This window comes from Halorubrum xinjiangense, from assembly GCF_049604745.1.
GTDB classification, from domain to species: Archaea; Halobacteriota; Halobacteria; order Halobacteriales; family Haloferacaceae; genus Halorubrum; species Halorubrum xinjiangense_A.
In genome coordinates this window covers 1346372-1359480 of record NZ_CP187140.1, presented here as the reverse complement: position 1 = coordinate 1359480, position 13109 = coordinate 1346372, and the positions used below count along the sequence as shown (strand labels likewise).

Below are 13109 nucleotides of genomic sequence, written 5' to 3'. Positions count from 1 at the left end.
CCAGTGAGCGTCAACGTCGAAAAGCGGACCGACCCGCCCGGCGAGTCCGACTACGCGACCGCCGCGTGGGAACTCAAAGAGCGAATTCGGTCCGGTGAGGGCGTCCTCCGACAGCGACGCGGCTTCTTCGTCGATGCGTACCGCCGGTCGACCGCCCACCTGCTCGTCGAGAACGATCGGCTCGTCGCGTTCGCCTCCGTCCGCCGCGACGGCTACATCCTCTTTCTCGCCGTTCACCCCGAACACCGCGGCCGCGGCCACGCGGAGCGACTGGTCGCCGACATCGCGGAGGACCACCGGTCGGTCACCTGCCACGCCCGCACGACCAACCAGCAGGCGCTCGGCTTCTACGAGCATCTCGGCTTCGAAGTGATCCGCCGCATCGACGACTACTACGAGGACGGCGGCGACGCCTACTACCTCAAGCTCGGCGGCGAGTCGCTCCGCGAGCGGCTCTCCGGATTCGTCGGGCGGTAACCGGGCCGGCCACCCAGCAGTCGCCGTCTCGGATCGCCGACCTCTCACGCCGAGGCCGCCCGCGGCCGGTGAGCCCGTGGGACCGGAATCCGTTTGAGTTCCCCCGTCGAAGGCGTGCGCGTGACCGATCACGACCAGATGGCGGCGGTCGCGCGGGCGGCCGTCCTCGCCGGGGGCGCGGAGCTTCGCGACCGGTACCGGGACGGTGACACCGAGGCCGAGTACGGGGCGCACGACGTGAAGGCGGCGGCCGACGTGGCGGCCGAGTCCCGGATGCTCCCGGTCGTGCGCGAGGCGTTCCCGGACCACGCCGTGTTCGCCGAGGAGGCGGGGGAGTTCGCCGGCGACGAGCCGTACCGGTGGATAATCGATCCCCTCGACGGCACCAACGACTTCGCCGCGGGCCTGCCGACGTTCGCGTCGTCGGTCGCGGTCCTGCGAGACGGGACGCCGCTCGTCACGGCCGTCCACCAGCCCGCGACCGACGAAACGTACGTCGCGCGGGCCGGCGAGGGCGTCCGGTACGACGGCGACCGCGTCGACGCCGCCGACGCCCGGGGAACTGGCGGCGAGGCCGCGGGCGACCTCTCGGGCGCCACGGTCGCCGTGATCGTCGGCCGTGACGTGCCTCGCGACCCGGCGCTCGCGGCCGAGGCCGACGCCCTCCGAGCGGCGCTCGGCGGCCGCGTCAAGCGCGTGGTCGACAGCTGGGCGCCGACGGTCCACTCGGGGCTGTTCGCCCGCGGCCGGCTCCAGGGACTCGTCCAGTTCCACCCGGACGAGGAGGAGCGGGCGGTCACGGAACTGCTCGCGGCCGAGGCCGGCGCCGCGGTCCGGCGCGAGGGAGACCTGTACGTCGCCGCGACCGACGAGACGACGCTCGGCGAGCTGTGGTCGGCGCTGGACGGCGCGGACCGGTGACCCCGAAAACCGACAGCCATTAGCACGCGCCGCGAGGAGACGCGGGCATGACTGACGCCACTCCCGCGTCGCTCGCGGAACGCGTCCGCGACGGCGAGATTCGCTTCCACGAGCTCGAAGACCACGCCGACGCCGACGCCGCGGCCGCCGCGCGCCGGCTGCTCGTCGCGGAGGCGACCGACGCCGACCTCGACCCGCTCGGCGAGTACGCCTTCGACGCTGACGCGGTCCACGGCTCGAACATCGAGAACACCCTCGGCGGCGTCCAGGTCCCGATCGGCGTCGCCGGCCCGGTGACGATCGACGGCGGCGCGGGCTCGGGCGAGCGATACCTCCCGCTGGCGACCACCGAGGGCGCGCTGGTCGCGTCGATCAACCGCGGCTGCTCCGTCGTCGAGGACGCCGGCGGCGCGACTGCGCGGGTGACGAAGAGCGGGATGACCCGGGCGCCCGTCTTCCGGGTCGCGGGCGTCGCCGAGGCCGAGGCGCTGGTCGACTGGGTCCGCGACCACGTGCCCGCGCTGCGCGAGGCCGCGGAGTCGACGACGAGCCACGGCGAGCTGCTGGACGTGACGCCGTACGTCGTCGGCAACAACGTCTTCTGCCGGTTCCGCTACGACACGAAGGACGCGATGGGGATGAACATGGCCACCATCGCGACGCGGGAGGCCTGCGACGTGGTGGAGGCCGAGACGGACGCCTCGCTCGTCGCGCTGTCGGGGAACCTCTGTTCGGACAAGAAGCCGGCCGCCATCAACGCGGTCGAGGGGCGCGGGCGCTCGGTCGTCGCGGACGCGACGGTCCCGCGCGAGGTCGTCGAGGAGCGCCTCCACACGACCCCCGAGGCCATCGCGGAGATCAACACGCGGAAGAACCTCGTCGGCTCCGCGAAGGCGGGCGCGCTCGGCTTCAACGCCCACGTCGCCAACGCGGTCGCGGCGATGTTCCTCGCCACCGGGCAGGACGAGGCGCAGGTCGTCGAGGGGGCGAACGCGATCACGACCGCCGAGACGACCGCCGACGGCGACCTCTACGTCTCCGTCTCGCTGGCGAGCCTCGAAGTGGGGACCGTCGGCGGCGGGACGAAGCTCCCGACGCAGCAGGCGAGCCTGGAGATCCTGGGCGTCGCCGGCGGCGGCGACCCCGCGGGGAGCAACGCCGACGCCCTCGCGGAGTCGATCGCGGTCTGCGCGCTCGCGGGCGAGCTCTCGCTGCTCGCGGCGCTCGGCTCGCGGCACCTCTCGTCGGCGCACGAGGAGCTCGGTCGGTAAGCGCAGCGAACGCTCTTTTCAATCGGACCAGCGCGGGCAGTCGTCGCGGAGCGCATCGCGTCCCGCATCGGTGATCCGGTAGACGGCCTCGCCGGAGACGCGCTCGACGAGTCCGGCATCTTCGAGGGCGGTCAGCCGCGACTCCACGTGGTCGTCGTAGAGCCCGGTGTTCCCGGCGACGAACGCCTGGTAGTCGGCGCCGACGTCGGCGAGGTACGAGAGCAGCCGCTCGTCGGAGCGCGTGAGCGACGGGTGGTCTGGGTCGAGCGCCTCGCCGTCGCTCGCCTCGGAGCTCTCCGCCGAACGGTCGGCCGGCTGTGCGTCTGGCGCGGGCATCTCACACGTGTGGACGTGTACCACGATAAAGGGGTCACCGGCGGTTCCCACTCGCTGGGAGCCGCCGCCGCTCGCCGGAACGCGTTCGGTCGGCGACTCGTTTCGCAGCGCTCCGTCGAGCGCCTCAGTCGTCGGCGTCGGCGGGCGGCGTCCCGGCCGCATCGCCGCGGCTTCCCTCGCCGGAGGAGCGCTCGGAGAGCAATGGCGTCCCGTCGGCGCGCGGGCCGAGCTGCGGGCCGTGCGGGCCGTCGTCTGGGTCGATCCGGCGCCGCGTGCGGTAGTCGGTCGAGCGCTCGACGGGCGTTCGCCCGATCGCCGTTATCATCTCGACGTAGTCGTCGAACGAGCGGTACTCGCCGTACTCGCCGCCGGCGCGGCTGGTGATCTCCTCCGAGAGGATGGTGCCCATGAAGTCGTCGGCGCCGCAGTTGAGCAGTTTGAGCCCGTGGGCGTCGCCCGACTTCACCCACGAGGCCTGGACGTGGTCGACGTTATCGAGGAAGAGGCGCGCGACCGCGACCACGAGCTCGTCCTCGGCGCGCGAGGGGCCGGAGTCGACGACGCCGCGGCGGTAGAGGGGGGTGTTCTGGTGGATGAAGGAGAGCGGGACGAACTCCGTGATCGCGCCCGTGCGGTCCTGGAGATCGCGGATCACCTTCAGGTGTTCCGCGCGGTGGGCGACCGTCTCGACGTGGCCGTACATCATCGTCGAGGTGACGTCGAGGCCGGCCGCGGCCGCGCCCTCCATCGCCGCCACCCAGTCGTCGGTGCGGATCTTCCCCGGGCAGATCACGTCGCGGACCTCGTCGACGAGGATCTCGGCGGCGGTGCCCGGCGCGGAGTCGAGCCCGGCCGAAGCGAGTTCGCGGTAGACGCTCTCGTACTCCCAGTCTGTGCCGCGGGAGGCGTGGTACGCCTCCTCTGGGGTCATCGAGTGGAGGTGGACGCCGCCGACCGACATCGCCGCCATCTGCTCGACGTATGTGCCCGGGTCGGTCGCGTACGTCTCGGGCGGCTTGTAGTTCACCTCGCTTGCGGGGTCATCGTAGGAGGAGAGGATCTCGTGGTGCTCCGCGTTCAGCGCGAACGCGGGGTGGAGCCCCGAGACGGAGCAGACCTCGTAGATCCCCATGTCGAGGGCGTCCTCGACGACCGCGCGCGACTCCGCGGGCGGCTTGGTGAACCCCGCGTGCTCGACGTCGCTGTCGGCCTCGAACGCGTGCGCGGAGTCCTTGAAGTTACAGAACAGGCAGCCCGTGTTGCAGGCCGTGGTGACGTTGTTGTTGAGGTTGGCGACGAAGGTGACCTCATCCCCGACCGTCTCCGCGCGCCGGCGGTCCGCGGCCTCCAGCACCGCTTCCTTGCGGACGGGGTCGATCCCCGCGCGCTCCGTGCCGGTGGCGAGCAGTTCCGTCGCGTCGGCGACCGTCAGCCGCGCGCCGTCGCGGGCCTTCGCGAGCGCGTTCTCGAACGACTGGTCGGTCGCGGGCGTCGCGAAGTCGAACTCGTTCGCGTCGCTCTCGCGTCCGCCGTCCTCGCCGCCGTTCGATCCGCTCACGCCGGAACTCCCCCCCGAACTCATCCCCTAACGCTCCCGGTTCCACCCTGATAAACGGGCGGGTCGCGACACCGATCGAGTCGGAACGACGGCGTCGATCGCGAACGTCTACTTATAAATGGCTGCGGTGGCGCGTGCCTGCGAGGCCGCCTTGCGGCCGAGCAGCACCGCGCGAGGGAGTCAGTCGCCGGAGCGAAGCGGAGGCGACTGACGAGGTTGGGGAGGCGTGAGGCGCGGTTGCTGTGCGGTCGGGGCGGGACTCAAAGGGGCAGCCGCGAGGGCGAAGCATGACGACGCAAGCACCGCAGGGAGCGTAGCGACCGAGGAGCGCAGCGAGTCACGCGAGCCCTCGCGGCTGGGGCTTTGGAGGAGTTAGTAGCCGACCTTCCAGTGTCGATTTATAAATCTGCCACCGAGTCACCTAACTCGATTCACGCCACGTCTCGGTCCTCGTCGGCGTGTGCGCGGACCCACAGCTCGCCGATTCGTGAGAGGCTCGTCCGGTAGGACTTCCCGTGCTCCTCGCGCTCGATGTACCCCTTGCCGCCGGGCCCGAGCCGGTCGACGTTGTAGATCACCTTCGAGCGGAACGAGTCGGTGTACTCCTCGTTGAGCTCGGCCGCGAGCGTCTCCGCCAGCTCCGACACGGACTCGAACTCGCCGTGTTCGCCGAGCGTGAACAGCACCAGCTCCTCGAACGGCTTGACGTTCTGGAAGGAGGCGACCGGGAGCTCGATGACGTGGCTGTCGCCGATCTTCTTCGCGCCGATGGTGGTGCCGCGCTCGTCGAACTCCGCGAGCAGGTCCGTGGTGCTCGCCAGCCGGTCCGCGACGCGGTCGGGATCGATACCCGCCGCTTCCAGCGCCTCGGCGTCGCTCCCCTCGTCGAGGTCGCGCAGGAGATCGCGCGTCGCGCGGAGTTCCTCCGCAAGTTCGGTCTCCAGGTACTTCTCGGGGGCCGTGTAGTAGGTGTGGATCCGGTCGCGGTCCGCCTGCCGCTCGACCATGATCGAGTGGGCCGCGGTCGCGAACGCGAACGAGACGGGACGGGGCATCGAACAGAGGTTCACCCATACCTCGCGCTCGTCCGTCGGCGCGTCGCCATCGGGTGTCTCTTCGGCGTCGTCGACTCCCTCATCCCGATCGAGTTCTGCGTTGATCAGGTCGAAGGCGCGCTCGAAAGCGGCGTCGTAGTCGTACACGTCGTCCAACCGCTCGCGGACCGTCTCCGCGCCGAGCAGGTTCGTGAAGTCCTGTTCCAGTTTGCGCGCGATGTTGCGCGAGTACTCGACGTTGGCCTCGCTGCCGACCGTCCCCTCCAGCAGAATCACCCGGTCGACGTCGAACTGGTCCCGGATGAGCGGGGCGATCATCCGGTCGTAGTCGAACCCGACGGGCACGACGTGGGTCTGCATACGCGGGCCGTTTGGCGGGGCGCAGTTATAAACGACCGCAACCGGCCGTGGCGCCGCCGGCCCGCCCGATCGATTCCGCGAGCAGTAGGGTTATTTCGGTCAGCACATTACTTTGACACGGTATGTCACAGCAAGGCGTTCAAGAGGAGCTGTACGTCGACCAGTACACGCTCGGACTCGTCGGGCCCGACCAGGAGTGGGCGGGGACGGTCGCGGACGGCGGGACGGTGAAGACGTACACGCCGCCGGGCTGTTGGGGTCCGATGGTAACGCCCTCGTTCCGGGGCGGCCACGAAGTGACGCGACCGATCCGCGTCGAGGGCGCGGAGGTCGGCGACGCCGTCGCCATCCACATCCGCGACGTGGAGGTGACGAGCATGGCGACCAGCACGGGGTCGATGGCGGAGCGCGAGGGGGCGTTCGGCGACGACCCCTTCGTCGACCACCGCTGTCCGGAGTGCGGGACGACGTGGCCCGACTCCGTCGTCGAGGGCACCGGCGAGGACGCGATCCGCTGTGCGGAGTGCGGCGCCAACGCCTCCTCGTTCGGCTTCGAGTACGGCTACACCGTCGCGTTCGACCACGAGAACGCGGTCGGGATCACGCTCGACAAGGAGGGCGCCCACGAGCTCGCGCTCGACGCCGAGGAGGTGATGGACATCCCCGAGAACTCCCGGCAGCACCCGATCCTGCTGTACGAGCCCGACGGGATGCCCGGCACGCTCGGCCGGCTCCGCCCGTTTATCGGCAACATCGGGACGACGCCGCCGGTCACCATGCCCGACTCGCACAACGCGGGCGACTTCGGGCAGAACCTCATCGGCGCCGACCACGATTACGGCGTCGAGACGGAGGAGGACCTGGAACTGCGCACCGACGGGCACATGGACGTGCCCGAGGTCCGGGCGGGCGCGACGCTGATCTGTCCGGTCGTCGTCGACGGCGGCGGCGTCTACGTCGGCGACCTCCACGCGAACCAAGGCGACGGCGAGCTATCCTTACACACCACCGACGTGAGCGGGACCGTCACGATGGACGTCGAGGTCATCGAGGACGTCGACCTCGACGGCCCCGTCCTCCTCCCGAACGAGGAGGACCTCCCCTTCATCAGTGCGCCGTACAGCGACGAGGAGGCGGAGGCGGGTGAGGGTCTTGGGGAAGAGCACGGCGTCGACGTCGACACCGACGCCGCCCCGATCCAGGTGATCGGCTCCGGCGCGACCGTCAACGACGCCACCCAGAACGCCTTCGACCGCGCCGGCACCCTGCTCGATATGAGCGAGGGCGAGGTCCGCGGCCGGTGTACGTTCACCGGCGGCGTCCAGATCGGGCGGCTCCCCGGCGTCGTCCAGCTCGACATGCTGGTCCCGTCGGACGTGCTGGAAGAATCCGGGCTCGACGACGTGACCCGCGAACAGTACGACTTATAAATCGTTGCTGGCAGATCGACGTCGGAGACAGCCAGATCCCTGGCTGCTCGTTTATAAATTGTTGATGGCGGATCGACGACGGACATCTCCAAAGCCCCAGCCGCTTACTTATAAATCGCTGCCGGCGATTCCGCGACGAACTCCTCCAAAGCCCCAGCCGCGAGGGCGACGCAGGCGACGCAAGCACTGGAGGGAGTGAGCGAAGCGAACGACCGAAGCGCGCAGCGAGCGTGCGTCGCCCTCGCGGCTGCCCCTTTGAGTCCCGCCCCGCACCGCAACCGCGCCTCACACCTCCCCAGCCTCGCCGTTCGCTCCGGGCTCCCTTCGGTCGCCCGTCGCTCGCGGCGTCCCTCGCGCGTGCTGCTCGGCCGCGAAGCGGCCTCGCAGGCACGCGCCACCGCAGTACCGACCGAATGGCATATCGCACGCCTTTCAACGCCACGACGATCCACGTCCGCCGCTCGACCGCGACGGTCCCGCCGGAATCCGCCGCGTCGGACCCTGCGACTCGGCCATCTCCCGGAGGCGCTCGACGCGCTCGTCCGTCGAGGGGTGCGTCGACAGCCAGCGCTCGGCCGGCTCGTCGGTCCGCTTGTGGGTCGAGAACGGCGCGAACGGCCACGTCGGCTCGGCCGCGCGCTCGATCCGGCGGAGCGCCCGCGCGAGTGCCATCGGGTCGCCGGTCACCTCGGCCGCGCGGTCGTCGGCCGCGAACTCCCGCTTGCGCGACCGCGACCGGGAGACGAGCGTGGCGAGGACGAACCCGGCAAACAGCCCGCCCGCGAGCGTCCGGTGGAGCCGCGCAAACGGGCCGGACCGGTCGCCCGGTCGCCCGCGGATCCACGCCGAGGCGGCGGCGAGGCCCGACAGCGCGAGCAGCGCCGGCAGCGCGAGCACCGTGGCGAACCCGACCAGCGAGCGCCCGATCCCGTCGGCCATCGCGATCGCGAACCCGTCGTTCGTCTCCAGGTGCGCCAGCTCGTGCGCGAGAATAGCCTCGATCTCGCGCGGCGAGAGCAGCCGGAACAGCGACCGGTCGATCACTAAGGCGCCGCCGTCGCTCCCGCCTCCGACCGCGAACGCGTTGGGCGCGCGGGCGTCGGTGACGTACAGGTCGGGGCGCGCGACGTCCATCCGCGCCGCGAGCGAGTCGATCCGGCGGTGGAGGTCCGGCGCCCGCTCGCGGGGGACGCGGTCGCGTTCGATGTTCGCGAGGATCTGCGCGGTGCCGAGCCGGTAGCTGAGGTACGCCGACCCGAGCGCGCCCGCGGCCAGCAGTGCGAGGAGAACCGGGAGGTCGGGACGGGCGGCCCAAGCCGCGCGCAGCAGGTCAGCGACGAACAGCGCCGCGGTCAGGTAGGCGGCGAGCAGGGCGACGCCGACGACCGCCGCGGCCGCGCGGAACGCGAGCCGAGACATGTTCGAAAGTACGCGACCGCTGGGCAAACGCGTTGCGGCCGGGGCGTTCGCGGTGGGTCGGATACGTTGCGGCCAGGGCGGTCGCGGCGGTCGCCGTCGCTGTCTTCCCCCACTCGCCACGCCGGAAGGAAAAGCGGTAATTCCCCGGCCGCGAAATCGACGCTCATGGACGCACGCGTCCGCGAACACGCGGAGATCATCGCCGACCACGCCACCGGCATCGAGTCGGGCGACGACGTGGTCATCCAGATGCCCAAGGAGGCCGAGGACCTCGCCGTCGCCCTCCATGAGGTCTGCGGCGACCGCGGGGCGAACCCCGTCTACCTCAACTACTCGAAGCGCGCCCAGCGCGCGTTCAAGCGCTCGGCCGAGGAGTTCTCCGAGCCGAGCCACCGGCGCGCGCTCTACGAGGAGGCCGACGTCTTCCTCATCGCGCGCGGCGGCGCAAACGCCACCGAGGATGCCGACGTCGACCCCGAGACCAACGCGGCCTACAACCGCGCGATGGAGGAGGTCAAGCGCACGCGGCTCTCGAAGACGTGGTGTCTCACGCAGTACCCGACCGCGAGCCACGCCCAGCTCGCCGGGATGAGCACCGAGGCGTACGAGAACTTCGTGTGGGACGCTGTCTCGCTGGACTGGGACGAACAGCGCGATTTCCAGTCGAACATGGTCGAGATTCTGGACGAGGCGGACGAGGTCCGCATCAAGTCGGGCGAGGAGACCGACCTCACGCTCGACGTGTCGGGCAACTCCACGCTCAACGACTACGGCGAGGCGAACCTCCCGGGCGGCGAGGTGTTCACCGCGCCGACGCGCGACGGCGTCGACGGCGAGGTCCACTTCGACCTCCCGCTGTACCGCTACGGCCGCGAGATCGACGGCGTCCGGCTCCGGTTCGAGGACGGCGAGGTCGTCTCCCACTCGGCCGAGCGCAACGAGGACCTCCTCTCCGGCATCCTCGACACCGACGAGGGCTCGCGGCACCTCGGCGAGCTCGGTATCGGGATGAACCGCCAGATCGACCGGTTCACCTACAACATGCTGTTCGACGAGAAGATGGGCGACACCGTCCACATGGCGGTCGGCTCCGCGTACCCGGAGACGGTGGGGGGAGACAACGAGGTCAACGAGTCCGCCGAACACGTCGACATGATCGTCGACATGAGCGAGGACTCCGTCATCGAGGTCGACGGCGAGGTCGTCCAGCGGAACGGGACGTTCGTCTTCGAGGACGGGTTCTAGGGCGGTTGCGGTTTTATTCTGAACCGGTCGCCTCGCGTGCGGCGCTCCGACGGACGAACGCGGCGTAGGCGACGACGAGGACGGCCAGCAGCCCGACCGTGCCGATCGCGGCGATTCCGGGGTAGTCCGCGAGCGGCGCGATCTCTCCCGCCGGCGGGGCGACGACGTCGACGATGCCGGTGCCGATCGACAGTGCCAGCACCGCGAGCCACATCGTCCCCACCGCGTAGCCGAGTTCGACGAGCCGGTCGGTGCGCGCGGCGTGCGCGACGACGGCGCCGCCGCCGAGGACCGGGACCGCGACGAGCGGGCTCGTCGGGTCCGGGAGGAGGACGCTCCCGCCGAGCGCGATCGCCGTCCAGTAAACGGCGACGGCGACGACCGTACGGAGCGGGTCGGGGATTGACACGGACTGAGAGTTCGGTCGGGTGCCACAAAACGATCGGGGGAACGGCGGCGCAGCGCTGCGTCGGTCTTTAAGTTTCGAGGCGGCGTACGACCAAGTATGCCCGAAGAAGTCCTGTTCAAATCGGAGAGCCGCCGGAGCCGCGAGGAGATTGCCGCGTACCTGCGGACGGTCGCGGACTCGTTGGACGCCGGGAACGCGCTCACGCTCAAACGCGGCGACGAGTCGACGACGCTCGACCCACCCGCGCGACCGACCTTCGAGGTGAAGGCGGAGCGCGAGGGGCCCGCCGAGGGGCCGGGCGAGCTGAGCGTCGAGTTCGAGTTGGAGTGGGACGAGGACGGCGGCGGGGAGGGCGCCGACGGAGAGTTAGAGATCGAGTAGTCGGTTCGGGGGGTTTCCGTCTACGGCACTTCGCCGGGAACCTCGACGAACGCGTCCCGCGCGGAGAGGTGATCGAGCGTGTCGTCGACCTCAACCCGGACGGACTCCATCCGCTCGACGAGCTCCTCGTACTCCTCGGTGCCGGTCGTGCCCGCGGCCTCCAGCGCCGCCTTCTTCGAGGCGAGCGCGAAGAACTCCTGGCTCCGCTCGTCGAACGCGGCGCGGTGGAGGAGCACCTCGACGAGCGTGAGCAGGTCCTCCTTGGTCACCGGCTTCGTCTTGTAGTCGTCGAACGGCATCTCGACGATGTCGACGTCGGGCTCGACCGCGGTGAGCATCGCCACGCGGGCGTCGTACCCGTCGCCGCGGATCGCGTTTAGCACCTCGTGGCCCGACATGTCGGGCATCCGGCGGTCCAAGAGGACGACGTCGACCGCGTCGTCCATCGCGTCGATCGCCGCCTCGCCGCCGGTCGCGATCCGCACGTCGTACACCGGGTCGAGGTACACCCGGTACAGCTCCGCGAGGTCCGGCTCGTCGTCGACCGCGAGGACGGTCGCGTCCGAGGTTCCACTCATCGGCGGAGCCTCCCCGTCCGGGTCTCGCGGTTCGCGAGCGCCGGACCGGCGCGTCCGCCCGCCGTTCGTGCGTCCATATCAACGACTTTGTTCGCTCCGCGTTAAAACGTTCACATCCGGTTATCGAGACTGATATCGAACGGGCAGTCGTGCGGTCGCTCGGGTTTGGCGGTCTCAGCAATCGCGCGCTTGCTCGGGTTTCGCGGCCCCGACAGTCGGGCGCTCGTCGACGCCGATCCAACGGTCTCTCCGTGACCCAAAGGCACATTTACGCCCGCATCTTATCCGGGAACAACGAATGTCTCACAGCCCCTCACTGCCCGACCGCCCGCGGTTGGAGCTCGACCCCGAGATGAGCGACGCGGAGCGGCTGGAGGCGATCCGCCAGCACTACCGGCGGATCGTTCAGGTGAACGAGGAACTGGAAACGCGGCTCGCGGACGCCGAGGGGCGCCGCGGCGAGCTAAAAGACGACGTCGAGCAGCTAAAACGCGAAAACGAGGTGCTGAAGACCTCCTCGCTGTACATCGCGTCCGTCGAGGAGATCACCGACGACGGCGTCGTCATCAAACAGCACGGCAACAACCAAGAGGTGCTCACGCAGGCCGCCTCGCGGCTTGACGAGGACCTCCGCCCCGGCGACCGCGTCGCGATCAACGACTCCTTCGCGGTCCAGCAGGTGCTCGACGACGAGACCGACTCCCGGGCGCAGGCGATGGAGGTCACCGAGTCGCCGGACGTCGAGTACGCCGACATCGGCGGCATCGACGACCAGATCCGTGAGGTCCGCGAGGCCGTTGAGGACCCCCTCGAAAACCCCGAGCAGTTCGAGAAAGTCGGCGTCGAGCCGCCGAGCGGCGTCCTGCTCCACGGCCCGCCGGGCACCGGGAAGACGATGCTCGCGAAGGCGGTCGCCAACGAGTCGGACGCGACGTTCATCAAGATGGCCGGCTCGGAGCTCGTCCGGAAGTTCATCGGCGAGGGCGCGCGGCTCGTCCGCGACCTGTTCGAGCTCGCCGCCGAGCGCGAGCCCGCCGTCATCTTCATCGACGAGATCGACGCGGTCGCCTCGAAGCGCACGGACTCGAAGACCTCCGGGGACGCCGAGGTCCAGCGGACGATGATGCAGCTGCTCTCGGAGATGGACGGCTTCGACGACCGCGGCGAGGTCCGGATCATGGCCGCGACCAACCGCTTCGACATGCTCGACGAGGCGATTTTGCGGCCGGGGCGGTTCGACCGCCTCATCGAGGTGCCCGAGCCCGGCCCCGAGGGCCGCGAGCGCATCCTCGAGATCCACACCCAGGACATGAACGTCGCCGACGGCGTCGACCTCGGTTCCGTCGCCCGCGACCTCGACGGGTACAGCGGCGCGGACATCGCCTCGCTGGCCACCGAGGCCGGGATGTTCGCCATCCGCGACGGCCGCACCGAGGTCTCGCAGGCGGACTTCGAGCAGGCTCGCGACAAGCTTCAGGACGCGGACAAAGAGGACGAGCAGGTCATCAACTACCAGTACTGAGGCGACGACGCGATTGAGGTTCGGTTTTTGCGGGGTGCTGTAGGGTGCGTTACTTGGGCTGAAATTCCAGCGGTTCGTTTATAAATCGGTACTGGCAGATTGGCGGCAAACACCTCCAAAGCCCCAGCCGCTCGTTTATAAGTGACT

13 protein-coding genes are annotated in these 13109 nt (G+C 69.9%); 7 read left to right on the top strand and 6 right to left on the bottom strand.

The features are described from left to right. Positions 1–3: 3 nt before the first annotated feature. The 3 genes from ACOZ35_RS07945 to hmgA all read left to right on the top strand — a co-directional run bounded on the left by ACOZ35_RS07945 (position 4) and on the right by hmgA (position 2669). Positions 4–477: a GNAT family N-acetyltransferase gene (locus ACOZ35_RS07945; RefSeq protein ID WP_424015843.1), complete on the top strand. Its 474-nt coding sequence runs from the start codon at positions 4–6 to the stop codon at positions 475–477. 120 nt (positions 478–597) lie between these two features. Then, positions 598–1398: an inositol monophosphatase family protein gene (locus ACOZ35_RS07940; RefSeq protein ID WP_424015842.1), complete on the top strand. Its 801-nt coding sequence runs from the start codon at positions 598–600 to the stop codon at positions 1396–1398. Positions 1399–1445: 47 nt separating this feature from the next. Further along, a complete protein-coding gene (gene hmgA / locus ACOZ35_RS07935) occupies positions 1446–2669 on the top strand; it encodes a hydroxymethylglutaryl-CoA reductase (NADPH) (protein ID WP_424015841.1) in 1224 nt (407 codons plus the stop codon). Positions 2670–2687: 18 nt separating this feature from the next. On the opposite strand, the gene ACOZ35_RS07930 is transcribed toward hmgA, so the two are convergent. The 3 genes from ACOZ35_RS07930 to ACOZ35_RS07920 form a co-directional block, all read right to left on the bottom strand. Beyond that, complete coding sequence (locus tag ACOZ35_RS07930; RefSeq protein WP_424015840.1) at positions 2688–3005, bottom strand: DUF2250 domain-containing protein; 318 nt, start codon at positions 3003–3005, stop codon at positions 2688–2690. Positions 3006–3129: 124 nt separating this feature from the next. Next, positions 3130–4587 carry a 7,8-didemethyl-8-hydroxy-5-deazariboflavin synthase subunit CofH gene (gene cofH, locus ACOZ35_RS07925; RefSeq protein WP_424015839.1) on the bottom strand — a complete coding sequence of 486 codons (1458 nt, stop codon included), beginning with the start codon at positions 4585–4587 and terminating at the stop codon, positions 3130–3132. A 407-nt stretch (positions 4588–4994) separates the two neighbouring features. Continuing rightward, the gene (locus ACOZ35_RS07920; protein ID WP_424015838.1) at positions 4995–5978 is read right to left on the bottom strand and encodes a DUF6293 family protein; all 984 of its coding nucleotides are present in this window, start codon (positions 5976–5978) and stop codon (positions 4995–4997) included. A 122-nt stretch (positions 5979–6100) separates the two neighbouring features. Between ACOZ35_RS07920 and ACOZ35_RS07915 the strand changes: the two genes are divergently transcribed. Beyond that, entirely contained in the window at positions 6101–7408 is a 1308-nt protein-coding gene (locus tag ACOZ35_RS07915; protein WP_424015837.1) for an acetamidase/formamidase family protein, read from the top strand. Between the two features lie 432 nt (positions 7409–7840). Here ACOZ35_RS07915 and ACOZ35_RS07910 read toward each other — a convergent pair whose 3' ends face one another. Then, entirely contained in the window at positions 7841–8827 is a 987-nt protein-coding gene (locus tag ACOZ35_RS07910) for a M48 family metallopeptidase (protein ID WP_424015836.1), read from the bottom strand. A 165-nt stretch (positions 8828–8992) separates the two neighbouring features. On the opposite strand from ACOZ35_RS07910, the gene ACOZ35_RS07905 reads away from it, so the two are divergent. Continuing rightward, entirely contained in the window at positions 8993–10072 is a 1080-nt protein-coding gene (locus ACOZ35_RS07905) for an aminopeptidase (RefSeq protein WP_424015835.1), read from the top strand. Positions 10073–10085: 13 nt separating this feature from the next. On the opposite strand, the gene ACOZ35_RS07900 is transcribed toward ACOZ35_RS07905, so the two are convergent. Then, positions 10086–10481, bottom strand: a complete 396-nt coding sequence (locus ACOZ35_RS07900) for a hypothetical protein (RefSeq protein WP_424015834.1) — start codon at positions 10479–10481, stop codon at positions 10086–10088. A gap of 96 nt (positions 10482–10577) precedes the next feature. On the opposite strand from ACOZ35_RS07900, the gene ACOZ35_RS07895 reads away from it, so the two are divergent. Then, positions 10578–10862, top strand: coding sequence for an amphi-Trp domain-containing protein (locus tag ACOZ35_RS07895; protein ID WP_424015833.1), 285 nt, complete (start codon positions 10578–10580; stop codon positions 10860–10862). Between the two features lie 20 nt (positions 10863–10882). Here ACOZ35_RS07895 and ACOZ35_RS07890 read toward each other — a convergent pair whose 3' ends face one another. After that, a complete protein-coding gene (locus ACOZ35_RS07890) occupies positions 10883–11440 on the bottom strand; it encodes a response regulator (protein WP_424015832.1) in 558 nt (185 codons plus the stop codon). A 298-nt stretch (positions 11441–11738) separates the two neighbouring features. On the opposite strand from ACOZ35_RS07890, the gene pan2 reads away from it, so the two are divergent. Next, complete coding sequence (gene pan2, locus ACOZ35_RS07885) at positions 11739–12962, top strand: proteasome-activating nucleotidase Pan2 (RefSeq protein WP_424015831.1); 1224 nt, start codon at positions 11739–11741, stop codon at positions 12960–12962. Positions 12963–13109: the final 147 nt, after the last annotated feature.